The organism is Sphingobium sp. BYY-5, from assembly GCF_022758885.1.
In the GTDB taxonomy this organism is placed as follows: domain Bacteria; phylum Pseudomonadota; class Alphaproteobacteria; order Sphingomonadales; family Sphingomonadaceae; genus Sphingobium.
Genome location: NZ_JALEBH010000001.1, coordinates 216,533 through 236,807, shown reverse-complemented (window position 1 = coordinate 236,807; position 20,275 = coordinate 216,533). Strand labels below are relative to the sequence as shown.

The following is a 20,275-nucleotide window of genomic DNA, read 5'->3' as shown; positions in this document are numbered from 1 at the left end:
TCAACGTCATGCCGGACCTGATCCGGCATGACGGCTTGGGAAGCGCCTAAAACTGTGAATGTCGATCCGCCCTAATCCAGCGCGATCTGCTGCGCGGTGAGCCATTCATGCACGGGCGAAAGGTCGCCCTCATGCCGCTTCCAGCGTCCGACCGCCTCCGCATTGAGCGGCCGCCTGACCTGCGCGGCGCTGGGCGTGGCGACCGCCGCCTCATTCTCATGGAAGGACAGGCAGGCTTCGTCCCAGTCCAGCCCGCAATGCGCCAGCAGCAGCCGCGTCCCGCCCTCCTGATCCGCGACCAGCGCTTCATAGGAAAGCTGCAGCACCCGGCCCGGAAACAACCGGTCCCACAGCGCCATCAACCGGTCGAACCGCGCATAATAGCGCGCTATGTCCATCAGGTCGTAGCTATAGGCATAATAGGCTGACTGGCTGGCGAACAGATTCTTGTAGTTGCTCCACACCGTATCCATCGGATGGCGGCGAAGGCAGACGATCCGCGCCTGCGGCAGCGCGCATAATATATGCCCGACATAGAGGAAGTTTGCCGGCAGCTTGTCGACGAAGCGCGCCTTGCCTTCGGGCCGGTGGTGGCTGGCGCGCGCCATATAGGCCCGGCCGATCGCCAACGGGTCCGCCGCCGCGCTCGCCGCGATCGTCTCCGGGTCGATCACCAGGCGGGATCGCGTTCCGGCCAACTGCTTCACCGCCAGCGGCATCGCCTGCAACTCACCCGCCGACCCGACTTGCTGGTGGGAGGACAGGATACGATCGACCAGGGTCGTACCCGTGCGCGGCATCCCCACGACAAAGATCGGCGCCGGCTCGTCCAGCCCTCTGCCCCACGTCTTCGGCGCGCCATCGGCGAACAGCCGCTCGATCGCGTCGAAGATCGCCGCGTCCTGCGCGAAATCATAGCCGATCGCCTGTTTGTGCGCGGCATTGGCGACCGACAGATGGGCGAAAGCTTCGGCGGCGTTACCCATATCCTCATGGCTCTTGGCCAGTGCATAGCGGATGCGCCGCCTGTCCTCCGGCCGTGTCGCCTCACCCAGCGCCGTCTCCAGCCGGGGCACGCTGTTCGCCTCCACGCTCTGCCGCGACAGGATGGCCAGCGCATAATGGACCCGCGCGTCGCCCGGATTGGCCCGCAGGATCGCCTCATAATGGTCGCGCGCCGCCTCCACTCGCCCAACGAACCCGCAGGCTGCGGCGAGGTTATAGCGATAGCCCAGATTGCCCGGTTCAGCCGCCACCGCGCCTTCGAAAGGCGCAACCGATGCCTCATGATCGCCCAGCCGCGCCAGCACGCAGCCGATCGTGTCGAGCGTCAGGGCATCCCCCGGCCCGGCCGTCAGCGCATCCCGCGCCGCCTTCGCCGCCTCGCCATCACGGCGCAGCAGGATCAGCAGCCGGGCATATTGCGCCAGATGCTCCGCCTCCCCGCCCCGCGCCACCGCCTGCTCCAGCATGGGCAGCGCCTTGGCGACCTGCCCTGCCTCCGCGGCCGCCATGCCCAGCAGGAAGAAGCCACCCGGCTTGTCCGGCTCCGCCATCGCCAGCCGTTGCGCGGCCTGCGCTGCGGCCGGGAGGTCGCCCCGCACCAGTGCCGCGCGCGCCAGCGCCTCCAGGCTCATGCCGTCCCCAGGGTGAAGCCCGCCACCCGTTCGATCACCCAGAAGCAGCCGACGATCCCCGCGCCATAAAGCGCGCCCTGCCGTACCCACTGGTCGCGGTCGAAGATGCTGGCCAGCTTCATCACCCCCAACACACAGGCGACGAAGATCAACTGCCCCAATTCCACGCCGCCGTTGAAGAAGAGCAGGCCTGGCAAACGCTCCTGCGGCGCCACGCCCAGTTCGCGCAGCACGGTCGCGAAGCCCAGTCCGTGCAGCAGGCCGAAGCCCGCCACCACCGCAAGCTGGCGCCGCCGCTTGCCCGGATCGTCCCTGTCGCTCTCCTTCGCGCGGATCGCCTCGCGCGCCATGAAGGCGATGGACAGCGCGATCACCGCCTCGACCGGCGGCACCGGCACCTTGACGATGTCGAAGAAGGCCAGCGCAAGGCTCAGCGAATGACCCAGGGTGAAGGTCGTCACCAGCGCCAGCAGGAACCGCCCCCGCGCCAGCAGGCAGAGGCACAGGACGAAGGCCAGATGGTCCCAGCCGCCCAATATATGCACGATTCCCTGCCACGTATATTCGACCGCGACCTCCGGCAGCGCCCTGCTCCGCGCCACCGTTTCGCCGATCGGCAGGGAGAGCGTGTCGCCGTCCGGCTGCAACGCCTGCTGCACCCGCGCGCCGGTGGCGGTGGACAGGAAGGTGCCGCCATCGACCGCCCACGGGGTGACGATCGCGTCCTCCGCCGCCAGCACCCGGTCGCAGGCGATACCGATCGCATAGCGGGTCATCACCGCCTCGGTCAGCTTCTCACGGCTCGTCTCGCGACAGCCCTGCGGCAGGCCCAGCCGCTTGTCGCTGGCAAGGACGGAGGGGACCGACGCGCTCAATTCGAAGCTGCCGGGGTCGACGTCCGGCTGGATAACAAAGTCACCGACACGAAACACATCGGCCTGCGCCGGCGCAGGAAAGCCCATCGCCACCGCCAGGATCAGCAACGCACGACGCAGCATGTTACTGCTCCACCTTGATGCGATAGCCGGTCTCCAGCTTCAGGACCTCCTTTTCGACCAACGCGCCGGTTTCGGCCGCGAGATAGTCCTGGCGAACCTGATCGCGCACCTCGGTATAGGGCAGCATCGCGGACGCCCCCCGATCGCGCACCCGTGCGAAATGCCAGCCGCGCGTCGATCGCAGCGGCCCAACCCATTGCCCGGTCGGCGTCTTGTTCAGCCTATCGAGGAACGGCTGGCCGAACATGCCGCGCAGCATGGATTCGCCATAGTCGGGCAGGTCATGCCCCATCCAGAAATCATCGCCCTTGACCGTGCCGCCCGACTGCAACATCGCCAGCAACGCGGGTGCATTGGCCGGCTGCTTCTCGAAAAACACATGGTCCACCGACAGGCGCGGCTCGGCACGATAGAGGTCGCGATGGGTCGCATAATAGCCCATCAACTGGTCCTCGCTGGGATCGGCTGGTGCGCCTGCGATCATGAAGCGCACCCGGTCGATCAGCCGCTGCTTGGTCGTCTTGTCGGTCATGTGCATACCGCGCTCCACCGCCTCGCGGAACAACAGCTCGTCGGCGACATAATCGTGGATCAGCTTGGCCCTGGCCTGGCGGTCGGGCTTCTTGCCCGCCATCATCTCATAATCGTCGGACAGGCTCTTCTGCACGGAAAGCGGCACATCAATCTCTTCATGCCGGGCGCTGACCGCCCAATAAAGCAGGAAAATCGCCCCCGCGACGAGCAGGAAGACGAAGAACGGATCGCGGTTCGCCAAGCCGCGCAGCGACAAAAGCGACCCGCGCAACGAAGCCAGCACATGGCGCATCAGCGCAAACCCTTTCACACCCACCCGGCGCATCGGGCGTTCCTCCCCAATTATGACGATCCGGGAGGCCCACCCCTCTACGTCAAATGACGCATGGGGCAGCACCGCGGATGGCTCCCCTTGGTCAAACCTGACAGCCCACTGATGCCTGGCCCAAAGCGCTACGATCAATCCGCATGACGGTTCGCCATATAGCGGGCAGGCGATGTACCAAGCGCCTTGCGGAACATGGTCACGAAGCTGGGCACGCTCTCATAGCCAAGATCGGCGGCCACCTGCTGGATTGACGCCCCGCCCGCCAGCCATTTCACCGCCAGCATGACGGCCAGTTGCTGACGCCAGCGGCCGAAGCTCATACCGGTCTCACGGCTGATGAGCCTCATCATGGTCCGCTCACTCATGCCGGCCCGCTGCGCCCAGCCAACCAATGTCCCGCGATTCGCTGGTGTCGCGATCATGTCATCAGCGACCCTGCGCAGGCGAGGGTCAGTGGGCATCGGCAGGTGGAAATCCTCGATCCGCGCCGTGACGAGTTCGTCAAGGATCACTGCCACCAATCGCGAATTGGCGCCGCCTTCCTCGTAAAGGTACGGAAGATGCGCGGCGCGGGCCAGCAACGCCCGCAGCAGCGGGGTCACGGAAACGGCACGGCACAAATCCGGCAACCCTCCGCCGACAGTCGGATCGACGAAAGCGCAATAGCCTTCGAGCGCGCCCGTCACCTTGAATGCGTGGAGTGCGCCGCCCGGTATCCAGATGGCGCTTCCGGGCGGCACGATCCACAATCCGCCCTCAACCTCGCAACTGAGTGCGCCGCGCTGGACAAGCAGCATCTGCCCCTTCCTGTGGCGGTGCGGGTGGAGTTCGAAGCCGCCGCTATCTGCCATCGCGGCGCCGAAGGCCACGATGGGACGGGGCACGTCGTCAGGCTCGATCCAGCCGGGTCCATCGACGGCGGTCAGGATCGGCATCGTCTATATCCCGATGATCCGTCTAAATTTGGCGGTATTGAATAACATTCTGTCCAACCTTCGGAATGACGCCATGCATTGATCCCAATATCCATCAGGTCATGACCTGTCGAGGTCGCTTTGAACGCCTTGTCCGGAAGGGCCAATTCGAAAGGAAAAATCTTGACCACCTTGGATTCTGCTCCCGTCAGCAAGTTGCTGGACACTCTGCACCGCCAGGCCGAAATCTCCGATCAGCAGCATATCGAGGAAATGATGGCGGCGATCGAGGCCCCAGGCGCATCGCTGGAGCAGGTGGTCGCCGACCTCCTGGCGAAAGAGAAGATAGACTATCGAGCAAGCACGCGCAGCACGGCCGGAAATTTCCTGGCCGTCTCTCCGGCCTTTGGTCGCTTCCTTTACGCGATCGCACGCGCCTGCAAGGCTACACGGATCGTTGAGTTCGGCACGTCCATGGGGATATCGGCGATCTACCTTGCCGCCGCGCTCCGCGACAATGGCGGCGGGCAGCTCATCGGTTCGGAAATCGAGCCGACCAAGGTGGCGCGGGCGCGGGCCAATCTCGCTGCGGCCGGTCTGGCGGACCTGGTGGAAATACGCGAGGGCGACGCGCTCGAAACCTTGCAGCATGTCGGCAGTGACGTCGACTTGTTGCTCATCGACGGCGCCTTTTCACTGTATCTTCCAGTGCTGAAACTGGTCGAGCCGGGTTTGATGCCGGGCGCGATCATCCTGGGCGAGAATGCGTTCGATCCTGAATATCAGGCCTATGTCCATGATCGTGTGAACGGCTATCTCTCACAATCGCTGCCGATCGGCGAAGGCCGTGGCAACGAGTTCAGTGTGCGGGTCCGCTGACGGCCGGGGTAAAGCGCGAAGACATGTCGATCCCCCGGCTACGCCAGCATCTCCGCCGTAATCGGCAGGCTGCGGATGCGCTTGCCTGTCGCGGCATGGATCGCGTTGACCAGGGCCGGGATGACCGGCGGCAGGGCAGGCTCGCCAAGACCGGTGGGCGGATAGGCGGCCTTGACGAATTCGACGATGATCTCCGGTGCGTCGTTGATGCGCAGGAAGGGGTGCGTGTCGTAATTGGCCTGCTCCACCGCGCCCGCTACCTGCGTGATCTGCTGCCCGGCCAGCGCCTGGCCCAGTCCTTCGATCACCGATCCCTGCGCCTGGTGCAATGCGTTGATGGGGTTGATGATCTGGCTGCCGACATCGCCCGCGACCCAGACGGTCTTCACCTTGGGGCTGCCGTCGACGAGCGCGACCTCCAGCACCTCGGCGAAATAGCCCATATGGCTGTAATAGAAGGCGAAGCCCTTGCCCGTCCCCTTGGGCAGCGCCTTGCGTTCGGCCCAGCCGCTCATCGCGACGGCCTTTTCGATCACTCCCCTGGCGCGCGCCGTGACGAAGGGCGGGGCGTTATTCCCGCGCGGCATGACCTTCGGGTCGCCCAGAATCTCCAGCATCAGCGTCGGCAGATCCTTGCCCGCCGCCTGCGCGACTTCGTCCAGGAAGGCCTGATAGACGAAGGCGAGCGCGTTGGAGCCGGGCGCGCGGAGCCAGCCGGTTGGCATGTTGGTGGCGATGAAGCTCTGTTCCAGCAGCACATGGTCGATCAGGCCCGCGGGCAGCTCGCTGGCGGACAGTTCCGCCCCGCGCACCGGCTTGCCATCCTTGCCGAAGGTCAGGAAATGATCGTGGAAGGCAGTCAGCCGGCCACCCTTGTCCAGCGCCGCGCGGAAACCGTGCCAGCCGGCGGGACGGTAGAAGTCGCGCTGGATGTCCTGCTGCCGGTTCCATAGCAGCTTGACCGGCACGCCGGGCAACTGTGCCGCGATCACCGCCGCCTGCACCATATAATCGTTCATCAATCGCCGGCCGAAACCGCCGCCGATGCGCGAGAAATTGATGCGGACCTTTTCGGGCGGCAGGTTCAACGCCTTGGCCACCAGCCCGCGTCCATTTTCCGGATTCTGCGTCGGCGCCCATATCTCGATCGCGCCATCCTTGAACAAGGCGGTGCAATTTTGCGGCTCCAGCGTGCCATGGGCGAGGAAGGGATAGCTATAGTCGGCCGTGACCGTCCTGACCGCGCTCGCAAAGGCGGCATCGACATCGCCGGTTCGCACAATCTCGCCATCTGCCTTCGCCTGGCGTTTCTCCGCCGCCTGGGCGGCATAGCGCTCGGTCGAAAAGCCGCTCACGGCGCTCATGTCCCAGTCGACCTTCAACGCTTCGCGCGCCTGATTGGCGCTCCACCAGCTTTTCGAGAGGATCGCGACGCCATCGAAGCCGGATTCCGGCGTGCCGTCGCCCTTGATCGCCAGCACATGCGCCACGCCCGGCAGCGCCTTCACCGCGTCCAGATTGGCCGACTTGAAAGTACCACCAAAGGCCGGGCAGGTTTCCAGGACGGCATAGAGCATGTCCGGCAGCTTGAAATCGATGCCGAACAGCGGCTTGCCCGCGACGATGGCGGGCGTATCGACCCCACCGATCGATTGGCCGATGATGCGGAAATCGGCCGGGTCTTTCAGTTTCAGCGTCGCCGGATCGGGCGCGGGCAGCTTCGCCGCCGCCGCCGCGAGCGCGGCATAGGGCACGGATTTGCCGGATACGGGATCGCTGACCTTGCCGCCAGCGGTCTTCAGCGTATCGGGCGCCACGCCCCATGATTGCGCCGCCGCTGCGACCAGCATGGCCCGTGCCGCCGCGCCGGCCTGCCGCGTGGGCAGCCATTCGCGCGGCGTGGTGCGGCTGCCGCCCGCCACCTGGCCGCCGAAGATGGACTGGTCGGCATGGGTCTGCTCGATCGTCACCTGGCTCCAGTCGACGTCCAGTTCCTCCGCGATCATCATCGGCAACATGGTCTTGGCGCCCTGCCCGACCTCCGCATTCTTTGCGCCGATGATGATGCGATTGTCGGGCAGGATGCGGATGAAGGCCGTCAGGATCACCGGCGTTCCGTCCGCCGCCCGCGCCATCGGCACATGGAGATCGAACAGCAGTCCACCGCCCGTCAGCAATGAGGCGGAGATGAAGCTGCGGCGGGAAAGGGCGGTCGCGCTCATGCCTTTGCCTCCCTGATCCCGGCCGCGTCCTTGATCGCGGCACGGATGCGGACATAGGTGGAACAGCGGCAGAGATTGCCCATCATCGCCCCGTCAATCTCCTCATCGGTCGGCTTGGGCGTCTGCGCCAGAAGCGCGGTCGCGCTCATGATCTGCCCGGCCTGGCAATAGCCGCACTGGGGCACGTCCAGCTTCACCCAGGCGGCGGCGATCCGCTTACCGGGATCGCTTTTCTGCACGCCCTCTATGGTCGTGACCGCCATGCCCTGCACATCGCCCAGCGGCGTCTGGCAGGATCGCACGGCATTGCCGTCGACATGCACCGTACAGGCGCCGCACAGTCCCGCGCCGCAGCCGAACTTGGTGCCCACCATGTCCAGATCCTCGCGCAACACCCAGAGCAGGGGCTTGGCCGGATCGCCATCGATCTGTCGTTTCTCGCCGTTCACCGTGAAACTGATCGCCATATGCCTACCCCATATTCTTGTACCCTATTAGATGCCGATCTGCCCCGTCATGTCCAGTCGCATCAGGATAGGATGGTCATGCCTTCCTTATCTTCCCCGTCGATTTCACCCGGCTCGATATGGACCAGCAATGCGTCCAGTTGCGCCCGCGCTTCCACCACGCCGCGCGCCACCAACCGCCCCCGCGCATCGATCAGCGCGGCGGACGGACGGTCGCCCGCGCGATAATCGCCCAGCACTTGCGCGTTCAGGATGATGTCGGTGTCGCGAATGCGGTGCTGGCGCAGCAGGTCGCCATATTCCTCCGCCTGCCCTTCCCCCAGGAACAGCAGCCGCAGTTTCTTGCGGTCGGTCAGCGCCAGCGCGTCGCGAATGGCGGAACGGCTGGCCGGGCAGCCGGGGCGGATGAACAGCAACAGCATCGCGCGCCCGTCCGCGCTCGGCCCGCCGATCGTCAGCATGTCCCCCGCCAGCGTCGGCGCGCTCACGATCGGCGCGTTGCCGCCCGCGCCCTTCACCCGCCCGCGCGGTGGGCTTGCCGCCGCCCGATCCTGCAACAGCCGCACCTGCCGCGCGAGCGCGATGACGGCGACGACCAGCAGGATGACGATGACCCACAACAGGAAGAGAGAGGCGATCAACATGGTGTGGCCACAGCCTTTGTCATGGTCCCAACCCCGATAGATCCCGTCCGCCGCGCTACCCCGCCCCCCGTCCACGCTCGATAGGGTGTTTGACGTAGAGCCGTGGCGCATCAAGCCGCTATGCCGGATGCGGGGTCGTTCGCAGGATCCCCTTGGGCGGCCGAGGCCGCTCTGCAGCAGGCGCGCACAACACCTCTCCCATAGCGCCTGCTCCGGCCCGGACTCCCTGTGGGTCCGGGCCGTTGCATCGGGGGGCTACGTCAATCGCCCCATTGCCGCCTCGTCGCCCGCACCTAGCTTTCAGGACAAACGTCAAGGTTCGAAAAGGGGTTCGTGATGAGGCTGAAACATGGGCTGCTGGGCGCCTTGCTCGCGGCCACGGTGATCTCGTCGGCGGCGGTGGTGGCGCAGAATGACAAACCGACCATCCCGCCCGCGCTAGAAGCCAGGATCAAGGGGCTGAGCAAGGACAAGCGCGAATTTCTGACTTCCGACCCGGCGGAGATGTTCGCCGGCTCCTACGACAAGCTGTTCGAGCGGCTGGCGACCAAAAGTCCGCAGGAAATCGACGCCTATATCGAAGCTATGATGGACGCGGTGAAGGCGTCGAAATTCAACGCCAGGACAGACATGGCGGCGATCCCGCTCGACACCGACAATGAAAATTTCAACGGCTGGAAACTGCGCCGGCCCGGCGGCCTCGACCCCAAGCGCGAACCCGGCCCGTTCGAACTCAGCTATTACGCCCATGGCCGGGGCGGCGGCGTCTATGGCGGCGGCATCGCCACTTTCGCGGGCGCGCCGGTCGCGATCTTCCCGGAGGATCTGGTGGCGGGTAAGGTCGACGTCGCGATCGTGGGCGCGCCGCTCGACATGGGGTCGGGCTATCGCGGGGCCAAGGGCGGCCCATCGGCCATGCGCACCCAATATGGCGCGGGCGGCATCGACATGTACACCATGGTCGACCCGTCCAAGGAGCTGAAGATCGTCGATTATGGCGACATCGCCGTCGACAATATGAGCATCGAGCGCACCGTCGCCCATGTCCGTGAGCGCGTGGCGGAAATCGCCCGCACCGGCGCCATCCCCTTCATCGTCGGCGGCGACCACAGCCTGGAATATAGCGATGTAGCAGGGCTGGCCGACGTCCATGGCAAGGGCAGTTTCGGCGTCGTCCATTTCGATTCCCACTATGACGCGGGCAAGGGCGGCGTCCATTTCATCACCCATGGTGCCCCCGTCTATCGCGCGGTCAAGGAAGGCCATGTGCTGGGCAGGAATTATATCCAGGTCGGCCTGCGCGGCCCCTGGCCGGAGAAGGAGGGCTTCGAATGGATGCGCGACAATGGCGTGCGCTATCATGCAATGCCGGAGGTCGAGAAGAATGGCTGGCAAGCCACCATGGAGCGCGCACTCAAGGAAGCCCGCGAAAGCGGCAAGAAACTCTATGTCTCCTTCGACGTCGATGTGCTCGACCCGGCGTTCATCCCCGGCACTGGCACCCCGGTCCCCGGCGGCCTGACCATGCGCGAGGCGATCCCGATCGTGCGGCGGCTGTGCGCGGAGAATGAGCTGGTCGGTTTCGAGATCGTCGAACTGGCCCCGGTGCTGGACCCAACCTATCGCAGCGCGCTAAACGCCAATTTCATCATGCACGCCTGCCTGACTGGCGTTGCCATGCGCAAGAAGGACATCAAGCAGGCGGGCTATCTCTCCGACCTGACCACCGAACATGGCCAGCCCTTCTACGGCGAGAAGGCCGCGAAGGACGGCAAGGCGGAAAAGGTCGATCCGAATTTCGCGCGGGGCAGCCGCCGTCCGACGACCTGACTACCAAATCCTCCCCTGTAAGGGGAGGATTGTGTTTGGCTGCTGGCGGATGCCCACGGCCCTTTCGTTCTATACGTCATATGCCCCATGTCGTGACCCGCCGCGCCTGACCAGATGTCATTCATGACCGTCCAACGCGCCATAGCCCTGCCGCCCCGCTCCCGGCATCAGCGGGTGGACGGGCGCGCCATGGTCGCTTTTTCCCTGCGCGGCATCCGCGACATGACGCAGGTCGCGCCCGCCCGGCTGCTCTTCCCGGAGGGACGCGAGGGCGACTTTCCGCTGGCCGTCACCGTCACCACCTGCGGCGGCCTGACCGGCGGCGACCGCTTGTCTCTCGACATTCATGTCGATCCCGGCGCGGCGGCGACCATCGTCCCGCAGGCGGCGGAGAAGCTCTATCGCGCGCTGGACGAGGACGAACCCACCCGCATCGATACGCGCATCACCATCGGCGCGAGCGCGGCCTGCGAATGGCTGGCGCAGGAGGCGATCCTGTTCGATCGCAGCCGGATGCGCCGCACGCTGGAGGCGGATCTTGCCCCCGACGCGCGGATGCTGGCGATGGAGATGCTGGTGCTGGGGCGCGGCGCAATGGGCGAAGCCTACCGCCAGGGTCTGATCCACGACGCATGGCGCATCCGCCGCGACGGGCGGCTGGTCTGGGCCGACACGCTCCATGTCGAGGGCGATTTCGCGGCCCAGGGCCGCGCGCCCTTCGGCTTTGGCGAGGCAACCGCCATCGCCACTTTGGTCTATGCCGGACCTGATGCAGGCGACTATCTCGACCTCGCCCGCAGCCTGTTCGAAGGACCGGGCAGCGGCGCGACCAGCTTCGACGGGCTGCTCATCCTGCGCCTGACCAGCGCAGACCCGCAGGCGCTGCGCAAGGACGTCATGCGCGCCGCCGGGGTGCTGCGCGCCGCCATCTTCGGACTGTCACCGACCATGCCAACCATCTGTTACTGTTAGGGCCATGAAACTCACAACGCGCGAAAAGGACAAGCTGCTGGTGGCGATGGCCGCGATGGTCGCGCGGGGCCGGCTGGCGCGCGGGGTGAAGCTCAACCATCCCGAAGCGATCGCGCTCATCACCGACCATGTGATGGAGGGCGCGCGCGACGGGCGCTCCGTGGCGGCGCTGATGGCCAGCGGCGGCCATGTCGTGACCCGCGACCAGGTGATGGAGGGTATATCCGAGATGATCCACGACATCCAGGTCGAGGCGACCTTTCCCGACGGCACCAAGCTCGTCACCGTCCACAGGCCGATCCGGTGAGGGCAACCAACCAACATCCGTTCGGGCTGAGCCTGTCGAAGCCCTCCACTGAGCGGAGCGAAGTGCCTTCGTCTTCGCTCAGGCACGCCCTTCGACAAGCTCAGGGCGAACGGTTGTGGAGGTGGTTCCCATGATCCCCGGCGAAATCCTCACCGTCCCCGGCGACATCGTGCTGAACGAAGGCCGCGCGCCGCTTATCCTCACCGTCGCCAATAGCGGCGACCGGCCGATCCAGGTCGGCAGCCATTATCATTTCGCGGAGAGCAACCCCGCGCTGCGCTTCGACCGCGACGCCGCGCGCGGCTATCGGCTGGACATAGCGTCGGGAACCGCCGTGCGCTTCGAGCCGGGGCAGAGCCGGGATGTGCAACTGATCCCTTATGCCGGGAGCCGCACGGTCATTGGTTTCCGGGGCGATGTGATGGGGGAATTGTGATGCGAACTCATCAATATCATCCGTCATCCCCGCGAAGGCGGGGATCCATCTCCCAGCGTTGCAACCAGAATAGAGGTTGGGAGATGGGTTCCCGCCTTCGCGGGAATGACGATGTTAATTGGTGCAAGGGCGTCTCATGCCCGTAACCCTGTCCCGCCGCGCCTATGCCGGGATGTTCGGTCCCACGGTCGGCGACCGGGTGCGGCTGGGCGACAGCTCCCTCTTCATCCGGGTCGAGGAAGACCGGACCATCTATGGCGAGGAGGTGAAGTTCGGCGGCGGCAAGGTGATCCGCGACGGCATGGGACAAAGCCAGATGAGCCGTGCGGAGGGCGCGCCCGACACCGTCATCACCAACGCGCTGATCCTGGATCATTGGGGCATCGTGAAGGCAGACGTCTCGATCCGCGACGGCCGCATCCATGCCATCGGCAAGGCCGGCAATCCCGACATCCAGCCCGGCGTCGACATCCCGATCGGTCCGGGCACGGAGATCATCGCGGGCGAGGGCCGCATCCTGACCGTCGGGGGCATCGACGCGCATATCCATTTCATCTGTCCGCAGCAGGTGGAGGAAGCACTCAATGCAGGCATCACGACGATGCTGGGCGGCGGCACCGGCCCGGCGCACGGCACCTTGGCGACCACCTGCACGCCGGGAAGCTGGCATATCGGCCGGATGCTCCAGGCGCTGGAGACCATGCCGATGAATTTCGGCCTGTTCGGCAAGGGCAATGCCAGCCAGCCCCGCGCGCTGGAGGAGATGATCCGCGCGGGCGCCTGTGGCCTGAAACTGCACGAGGATTGGGGCACCACCCCCGCCGCGATCGATTGCAGCCTGTCGGTGGCGGACGATTACGACGTTCAGGTCACGATCCACACCGATACGCTGAACGAGGCCGGTTTCGTCGAAAGCACCGTCGCGGCCTTCGCGGGGCGGACCATCCACGCCTTCCATACCGAGGGTGCGGGTGGCGGCCATGCGCCGGACATCATCAAGGTGGCGGGGCTGCCTAACGTCCTGCCCTCCTCCACCAATCCGACCCGGCCCTATACCGTCAACACGATCGAGGAACATCTCGACATGCTGATGGTGTGCCACCATCTCGACCCGCGCATCGCCGAGGATGTCGCCTTCGCCGACAGCCGCATCCGCAAGGAGACGATCGCGGCGGAAGACATCCTGCACGACCTGGGCGCCTTCTCCATGATGTCGTCGGACAGCCAGGCGATGGGGCGCGTGGGGGAAACCATCATCCGCTGCTGGCAGACCGCCGACAAGATGAAGCAGCAGCGCGGGAGCCTGGGCAGCGACGACGCCGACAGCGATAATTTCCGCGCCAAGCGCTACATCGCCAAATATACGATCAACCCCGCCATCGCACACGGCATCAGCCACATCGTGGGGTCGATCGCCGTGGGGAAGCTCGCCGACCTCGTCCTCTGGTCGCCTGCCTTCTTTGCGGTGAAGCCCGATCTGGTCATCAAGGGCGGCAGCATCGCCACCGCGCCGATGGGCGACCCAAATGCCAGCATCCCGACGCCCCAGCCGGTCCATTATCGCCCGATGTTCGGCGCGATGGGCCGCGCGGGCGCGTTGTCGGCGGTGCATTTCGTGTCGGCAGCGGGGATTGCGGAGGGGATCGGCGAACGGCTCAAGCTCGTCCGGCCGCTGGAGGCGGTGCACAATACGCGCGGCGGGATCGGGAAGGCGTCGATGATCCTGAACGACGCCATGCCGGATATTCAGGTCGACCCCGAAACCTACGAGGTTCGGGCGGATGGCGAACTGCTGACATGCGAACCGGCGAGTGTCCTGCCGTTCGCGCAACGGTATTTCCTGTTTTGATGCGCTGCCCTATCTCCCATTCACTCGTCATTCCCGCGCAGGCGGGAACCCATCTCCCAACCTATCACCTGTCGAAAGGGCCGGAGATGGATCCCCGCCTGCGCGGGAATGACGGATGTGGTTTTAGGATAGATCGAACATGCTGACCGCCCACGATGTCCTTCCCCACGGCCACTGGTCCGGCCCGGCCGCCGACCATATCACGCTGGACCATGACGCCCGCCATCGGCGGCGCTGGTATTATACCGCCGATCATGGCACGGCCTTCCTGCTCGACCTCGCCCGCGCGACCGTCCTTCAGCATGGCGACGCGCTGCAACTGTCGGATGGGCGGCTGGTCGAAGTCCTCGCTGCGCCCGAAGTGCTGGTGGAAGTCACCGCCGCCGATCCTGCCGCAATGATCCGCCTCGCCTGGCATATCGGCAACCGGCATCTGCCCGCTGAACTGCACCCGCACGCCATCCGTCTGCGCGACGATCATGTCATCAACGCCATGCTGGAGGGGCTGGGCGCGACCGTGACCAAGGTCCAAGCCCCCTTCACCCCCGAAGGCGGCGCCTATTCGGGGGCCAGTCACAGCCACGACCATCATCATCATCATCATGACCACGATCATGAGCATTCCCATGCCCATCATCACCACGACCATGCTGGCTGACGCCGCCCTCCATCGCCTGCTGGCCTGGACCTCGCCTTCCTATCCGGTGGGCAGCTTCACCTATAGCCACGGCCTGGAAACGGCGGTGGAGGATGGCCGCGTCCGCACCGCCGCCGACGTCACCGCCTATATCGAGGCGGTGCTGGCGCGCGGCGGCGGCTGGGTGGACGCGGTGCTGTTCGTCCATGCCCATCGCGCGGCGGGCGATGCGGCGGCCTTCGACGCCATCGCCGAACTCGCCGCCGCCTTTCGCGGCAGCAGCGAGACCGCGCTCGAAAGCCGCCAGCAGGGTGGCTCCTTCCTGTCGGTCACGCGCAAGGCATGGCCCCACCCCGCGCTCGACGCCTTCGCGCAGCGCTGGGGCGACCAGCCCATGGCCCACGCCACGGTCATGGCGCTCGCCTGCGCCGCGCACGCCATCCCGCTCGAACCGGCGCTCCATTGCTGGCTCCATGCCACCGCCGCCAATCTTGTGTCGGCCGGCGTCCGCCTGGTCCCGCTCGGCCAGACCGACGGGCAGCTTGCGCTTGCCGCCCTGTCCCACGCCATCCCCGCCATCGCGAACAAGGCGCTCGTCACGGCACTGGACGATCTCGGCACCGCCGCGCCCGATCTCGAACTCGCCAGCCTCGCCCATGAAACCCTCTATACAAGGCTCTTTCGATCATGACCTCGCACCATGGCCCCTTGCGCGTCGGCATCGGCGGCCCGGTCGGCTCCGGCAAGACCGCGCTGACCGACCGGCTCTGCAAGGCGATGCGCGACCATCATAATATCGCCGCCATCACCAACGACATCTACACCCGCGAAGATGCGGAGTTTCTCACCCGCTCCGGCGCGCTCGTCCCCGAACGGATCATGGGCGTGGAGACCGGCGGCTGCCCGCACACCGCCATTCGTGAGGATGCCAGCATCAACCTCGCCGCCGTGGACGAGATGAGCCGCCGTTTCCCCGGCCTGGAGCTGATCTTCATCGAAAGCGGCGGCGACAATCTGGCCGCGACCTTTTCCCCCGAACTGGCCGACATCACCATCTATGTCATCGACGTGTCGGCGGGCGACAAGATCCCGCGCAAGGGCGGCCCCGGCATCACCCGGTCCGACCTGCTCATCATCAACAAGATCGACCTCGCCCCGCTGGTCGGCGCGGACCTCAATGTCATGGACCGGGACGCGAAGAAGATGCGCGGCACCCGCCCCTTCCTCTTCACCAATTTGAAGGACAATATCGGCCTGCCCGCGATCATCAACTTCATCGTCACGACCGGCGGTCTACGGACCCAAGCGGCCTGATCGATGGACCGCGCCGCCTATGTCCTGCGCGAAAAGCGGCTCTACAATAAATGGGTCGCCAGCCAGACATTGGAGGATTATGCGCTGCGCTATACCGCCGACAGCGCTCGGCGCTGGTCGGCGGGGCAGGTCGCCAACACCGCGATCGGCGCTACCGCCTTCCTCGCCTGCGAAGCGATCGGCGCGTCCATCACCCTGACCTATGGCTTTGCCAACAGCGTCGCAGCCATCGCCGCCGCCGTGGCGTTGATGTTCGTCATCGGCCTGCCCATCGCCTATCATGCGGCGAAGCACGGCCTGGACATCGACCTGCTGACGCGCGGCGCGGGCTTCGGCTATCTGGGGTCCACCCTCACCTCGCTCATCTACGCCAGCTTCACTTTCCTCCTCTTCTCGGTGGAAGCGACGATCATGGCGGTGGCGCTCAAAGCCATGACCGGAATGCCGATGAGCATCGCCTATCTGGTGAGCGCACTCGTCGTCATCCCCATCGCCCTTTACGGCATGAGCGCCATCACCCGCTTCCAGAACGCCACGCAAGGCGTGTGGATCGCGCTCCAGGTCGCGCCGATCGCCTATATCCTCTGGTCCGGCCCCACGGCGCTGGCGGAATGGAGCCGCTTCACCGGCCAGTTGGGCGCGAAGGACGGCAGCGTCAGCCTGCTCTATTTCGGCTTCGCCCTTTCAACGCTCCTGTCCCTCCTGCCGCAGATCGGCGAGCAGGCCGACTATTTGCGCTTCCTGCCCGCCAGGGCGAAGATCGGCCGGGGCAAATGGTGGGCGGCGATGCTGGCGGGCGGACCGGGCTGGACGCTGATCGGCGGCATGAAACTGCTGCTCGGTTCCTGGCTCGCCCATTTCTTGATCCGTAGCGCGGCGGCGCAAAGCGAGGCATCCAGCCCCACCGCCATGTTCCAGGCCATCTACACCGCCATGTCGGGCCATGCCGGGCTGTCGCTGATCCTGACCGGCCTCTTCGTCGTCATCTGCCAGCTCAAGATCAACGTCACCAACGCCTATGCCGGGTCGATCGCCTGGTCGAACTTCTTCGCCCGCCTGACCCACAACCATCCCGGCCGCGTCGTGTGGCTGATCTTCAACGTACTGCTCGCGCTGCTCTTGATGGAAGTCGGCATCTTCGACGCGATCGAGGCGATATTGATCCTCTACGCTACGGTCGCGGCGGGCTGGATCGGCGCGCTGGCGGCCGACCTGATGATCTCCAAGCCGCTCCGTCTCTCCCCATCAGGAATCGAGTTCAAGCGCGCGCATCTCTATGACATCAACCCGGTCGGCATCGGCGCGATGCTGCTGTCGATCCTAGTGTCGGGCAGCGCGCATCTCGGCCTGCTCGGTCCCCTGGCACAGGCCTTCGCCCCGGTCATCGGCATGGCGGTCGCCTTCACCAGCGCCCCGATCATCGCGCTCGTCACCCATGGCCGCTATTATATTGCCCGCCGCTCCCACTGGTCCGAAGGCAGCCAAGCGCAGACCTGCATTATCTGCGAAAACGCCTTCCAGCACGCCGACATGGCGCATTGCCCCATGTATGCCGCGCCCATCTGTTCGCTTTGCTGTACGCTGGAGGCGCGCTGCCACGACCGGTGCAAGAGCGACAGCCGCGCCACGCAGCAGGCGGCGCGCTGGCTGGAACGCCTGCTTCCGCGCGCCGTCGCCGATTATGTCCACACGCCTGTCGGCCATTTCATCGCGGTGATGACAATCATCACCCTGGCCAATGGTGCGGTGCTGGGCGGCATCGGCTGGCAGGTCGCCCGCCGCGCGCCCTCCATCGCCACCCAGACCGGCAGCCTGATGCTGGGCCTCTTCCTGCTCTTCTCGCTGTTCGGCGGGGTGATCGCCTGGATGATCGTGCTGGCCCATCAGAGCCGCCGGTCGGCGATGCAGGAAAGCGAGCATCATGTGCAGAAGCTGATGGAGGAGGTGATCGCCCATGACGTGACCGGGGCGGAGCTGCAACGGGCGAAGGAAGCCGCCGAGGCCGCCAATGCTGCGAAGAGCCGCTACCTCGTCAGCGTCAGCCATGAGATACGCTCGCCGCTCAACAGCATCTACGGCTATGCCCAGTTGATGGAGCGCGGCCATGAAATCGCGCCGATCGAGGCCGCCAAGGTCATCCGCCGCAGCGCCGAACATCTCACCAACCTGGTCGAAGGGCTGATGGACATCAGCCAGGTCGAAAGCGGCGTGCTGCGCATCAGCAACGAAACCGTCCGCCTCTCCCCCTTCGTCGACCAGATCGCCAACATGTTCCGCCCGCAGGCACAGGCGAAAGGGATCGAATTTCTGTACGAGCGGCCCGAAAAGCTGCCCGATTTCGTGCGCACCGACCAAAAGCGCCTGCGCCAGATCCTCATCAACCTCCTCTCCAACGCGATCAAGTTCACGCGCAGCGGCTCCGTCACCTTCCGCGTCGCCTATCGCAGCCAGATGGCGACCTTTGACATTATCGACACCGGCATCGGCATCGCGCCGGACGACCTGAAACGCATCTTCGACCCGTTCGAACGCGGCTCCAATCCCGACGCGCAGAAGCAGAAGGGCGTGGGCCTCGGCCTCGCCATCACCCAGGCGCTGGTACAGATATTGGGCGGCGACCTGTCCGTGACCAGCGATCCGGGCGGCGACATGCAGAATGGGCGCACGCAATTCACCGTGCGGTTGATGCTGGGCCATGTCGCCGCCCAGGCGACGGACGGCCAGCCGGTCGAAACGATCAAGGGCTATGAAGGTCCGCGCCGCAAGATATTGCTGATCGACGATGACGCCGCGCAGGTTGCCGTGTTGCGTGGCCTGCTTGAACCGCTGGACTTCACGGTGTTCGAAGCGCTGAGCGGCCATGTGGGGCTGGAAATCGCAGCCTATGAGAAACCCGACATCGTCCTGCTCGACATTTCCATGCCCGGCGAGTCCGGCTGGGACATATGCCGCATTCTGCGCGAACGGCTGGGCGGCGCTGTCCGCATCGTCATGGTCTCCGCCAACGCGCATGAATATCATCGCGGCGGCGACGGACGTGCGGCGCACGACATGTTCCTGATGAAACCGGTCGATCTCGACGCGCTGCTGGACGCGATCGCCGATCAGCTTCGCATCCGCTGGACCGGCGACGCCCCCCTGACGCCGCTTCCGCAAGCGGAGGATGACGCCCTCCCCGCCTTGCCCGAAGAAGCCGCCCCCCTTCTCGCCGACATTGAGCAGAAGGCGATCATCGGTCATGTCCGCGGTATCGAAGCCAGCATTCGCGCGCTGGAGGAAATCGTGCCCGACGCCCAGCCTCTCACCCGACGCCTGCTCGGCCATCTCGACCGTTTCGACCTCAAGGGGCTTATCAGAACCATAAGGGCCGCCCGATGACCATGCCTTCCCACAACGACACCGTTCTGGTCGTCGACGACACGCCGGAATCGCTACGCTTCCTCACCGACACACTGGAAGCCGCGCATATTTCCGTCCTCATCGCCACCAGCGGCGACGCAGCGCTGGAACTGCTGGAGCATGTCGCGCCCGACCTCATCCTGATGGACGCGGTGATGCCCGGCCTGGACGGCTTCGAAACCACGCGCGCAATCAAGCAGCTTCCCATCGGTGCGCCCATCCCGATCATCTTCATGACCGGCCTCACCGAAAGCGAGCATGTCGTCCATGCCCTGGAAGCGGGCGGCGTCGATTATGTGCGCAAGCCCATCGTGGTCGAGGAACTGCTGGCCCGCGTCCGCGTCCACATGGCCAACGCCCGCCAGACCCAGGGCGGCCAGTTCGCCCTCGACGCGACCGGGCGCAACCTGATCGCGGTCACGACCGAGGGTCAGCTTTCCTGGAGCACACCGGGCGCGGAAAAGCTGATGGAAGCGCTGGAACCCGGTTGGTCGCGCGGCGCCATCGCCCCGCCCGCTCTGCTGCGCACCGCCGTCACGCGCCTGCTGGGCAACGATCTGCCTGCCGGGACCACTGCCAAGGCAGACAGCGGCCAGGGCGACACAGTGGAACTTATCATCGTCGGTCGCCCCCGCCGCGACGAAATCCTGATCCGCCTCAACCATCTCGATCCGCTGGCCGACATCAGCCGCCTGCAAAGCCATTTCGGCCTCACCCAGCGCGAGGCGGAGGTGCTGCTCTGGATCAGCTATGGCAAGCCCAACCGCGTCATCAGCGAGATATTGACCATCAGCCCGCGCACGGTGAACAAGCATCTGGAACAGATATTCGAAAAGCTGGGCGTCGAAACCCGCGCCGCCGCCGCCGCCTTCGCGGTCAGGGTGATCGCGCAATAGCCCTGGCGATAA

General features: G+C 65.5%; 18 protein-coding genes. 11 read left to right on the top strand and 7 right to left on the bottom strand.

Translation table 11 applies throughout. The features are described 5' to 3' along the window. Window positions 1-71 precede the first annotated feature (71 nt). The 4 genes from MOK15_RS01170 to MOK15_RS01155 form a co-directional block, all read right to left on the bottom strand. The gene (locus MOK15_RS01170) at window positions 72-1,637 is read right to left on the bottom strand and encodes a tetratricopeptide repeat-containing sulfotransferase family protein (RefSeq protein WP_242929912.1); all 1,566 of its coding nucleotides are present in this window, start codon (window positions 1,635-1,637) and stop codon (window positions 72-74) included. Then, on the bottom strand, window positions 1,634-2,635 hold the full coding sequence (locus MOK15_RS01165; RefSeq protein ID WP_242929911.1) for a HupE/UreJ family protein: 1,002 nt from the start codon (window positions 2,633-2,635) through the stop codon (window positions 1,634-1,636). Before MOK15_RS01165 ends, MOK15_RS01170 begins: the two co-directional genes overlap by 4 nt. Window position 2,636: 1 nt before the next feature. Continuing rightward, window positions 2,637-3,494, bottom strand: a complete 858-nt coding sequence (locus MOK15_RS01160) for a peptidylprolyl isomerase (protein WP_242929910.1) — start codon at window positions 3,492-3,494, stop codon at window positions 2,637-2,639. A 134-nt stretch (window positions 3,495-3,628) separates the two neighbouring features. Continuing rightward, the gene (locus tag MOK15_RS01155; protein ID WP_242929909.1) at window positions 3,629-4,432 is read right to left on the bottom strand and encodes a helix-turn-helix transcriptional regulator; all 804 of its coding nucleotides are present in this window, start codon (window positions 4,430-4,432) and stop codon (window positions 3,629-3,631) included. Window positions 4,433-4,594: 162 nt separating this feature from the next. On the opposite strand from MOK15_RS01155, the gene MOK15_RS01150 reads away from it, so the two are divergent. Further along, a complete protein-coding gene (locus MOK15_RS01150; protein ID WP_242929908.1) occupies window positions 4,595-5,290 on the top strand; it encodes a class I SAM-dependent methyltransferase in 696 nt (231 codons plus the stop codon). A 38-nt stretch (window positions 5,291-5,328) separates the two neighbouring features. Here the strand turns inward: MOK15_RS01150 and MOK15_RS01145 are convergent, their stop codons facing one another. The 3 genes from MOK15_RS01145 to MOK15_RS01135 form a co-directional block, all read right to left on the bottom strand. Then, complete coding sequence (locus tag MOK15_RS01145) at window positions 5,329-7,512, bottom strand: molybdopterin cofactor-binding domain-containing protein (protein ID WP_242929907.1); 2,184 nt, start codon at window positions 7,510-7,512, stop codon at window positions 5,329-5,331. Next, the gene (locus tag MOK15_RS01140) at window positions 7,509-7,979 is read right to left on the bottom strand and encodes a (2Fe-2S)-binding protein (protein ID WP_242929906.1); all 471 of its coding nucleotides are present in this window, start codon (window positions 7,977-7,979) and stop codon (window positions 7,509-7,511) included. The genes MOK15_RS01145 and MOK15_RS01140 overlap by 4 nt, the downstream gene beginning before the upstream one ends. Window positions 7,980-8,041: 62 nt before the next feature. Beyond that, window positions 8,042-8,623, bottom strand: coding sequence for a methylamine utilization protein MauD (locus MOK15_RS01135; RefSeq protein ID WP_242929905.1), 582 nt, complete (start codon window positions 8,621-8,623; stop codon window positions 8,042-8,044). A 336-nt stretch (window positions 8,624-8,959) separates the two neighbouring features. On the opposite strand from MOK15_RS01135, the gene MOK15_RS01130 reads away from it, so the two are divergent. The 10 genes from MOK15_RS01130 to MOK15_RS01085 all read left to right on the top strand — a co-directional run bounded on the left by MOK15_RS01130 (window position 8,960) and on the right by MOK15_RS01085 (window position 20,263). Beyond that, window positions 8,960-10,453: an agmatinase family protein gene (locus tag MOK15_RS01130; RefSeq protein WP_242929904.1), complete on the top strand. Its 1,494-nt coding sequence runs from the start codon at window positions 8,960-8,962 to the stop codon at window positions 10,451-10,453. 123 nt (window positions 10,454-10,576) lie between these two features. After that, window positions 10,577-11,425 carry an urease accessory protein UreD gene (locus MOK15_RS01125; RefSeq protein ID WP_242929903.1) on the top strand — a complete coding sequence of 283 codons (849 nt, stop codon included), beginning with the start codon at window positions 10,577-10,579 and terminating at the stop codon, window positions 11,423-11,425. A gap of 4 nt (window positions 11,426-11,429) precedes the next feature. Then, window positions 11,430-11,732: an urease subunit gamma gene (locus MOK15_RS01120; protein WP_242929902.1), complete on the top strand. Its 303-nt coding sequence runs from the start codon at window positions 11,430-11,432 to the stop codon at window positions 11,730-11,732. Between the two features lie 130 nt (window positions 11,733-11,862). Beyond that, a complete protein-coding gene (locus MOK15_RS01115; RefSeq protein ID WP_242929901.1) occupies window positions 11,863-12,168 on the top strand; it encodes an urease subunit beta in 306 nt (101 codons plus the stop codon). A gap of 136 nt (window positions 12,169-12,304) precedes the next feature. Further along, a complete protein-coding gene (gene ureC, locus MOK15_RS01110; protein WP_242929900.1) occupies window positions 12,305-14,017 on the top strand; it encodes an urease subunit alpha in 1,713 nt (570 codons plus the stop codon). A 139-nt stretch (window positions 14,018-14,156) separates the two neighbouring features. Then, on the top strand, window positions 14,157-14,675 hold the full coding sequence (gene ureE / locus MOK15_RS01105; RefSeq protein WP_242929899.1) for an urease accessory protein UreE: 519 nt from the start codon (window positions 14,157-14,159) through the stop codon (window positions 14,673-14,675). Continuing rightward, window positions 14,632-15,345, top strand: coding sequence for an urease accessory protein UreF (locus tag MOK15_RS01100; RefSeq protein ID WP_242929898.1), 714 nt, complete (start codon window positions 14,632-14,634; stop codon window positions 15,343-15,345). The genes ureE and MOK15_RS01100 overlap by 44 nt, the downstream gene beginning before the upstream one ends. Further along, window positions 15,342-15,968, top strand: coding sequence for an urease accessory protein UreG (gene ureG / locus MOK15_RS01095; protein WP_242929897.1), 627 nt, complete (start codon window positions 15,342-15,344; stop codon window positions 15,966-15,968). The genes MOK15_RS01100 and ureG overlap by 4 nt, the downstream gene beginning before the upstream one ends. A gap of 3 nt (window positions 15,969-15,971) precedes the next feature. Then, window positions 15,972-19,346, top strand: coding sequence for an ATP-binding protein (locus MOK15_RS01090; protein ID WP_242929896.1), 3,375 nt, complete (start codon window positions 15,972-15,974; stop codon window positions 19,344-19,346). Continuing rightward, window positions 19,343-20,263, top strand: coding sequence for a DNA-binding response regulator (locus tag MOK15_RS01085; protein ID WP_242929895.1), 921 nt, complete (start codon window positions 19,343-19,345; stop codon window positions 20,261-20,263). The genes MOK15_RS01090 and MOK15_RS01085 overlap by 4 nt, the downstream gene beginning before the upstream one ends. Window positions 20,264-20,275 lie beyond the last annotated feature (12 nt).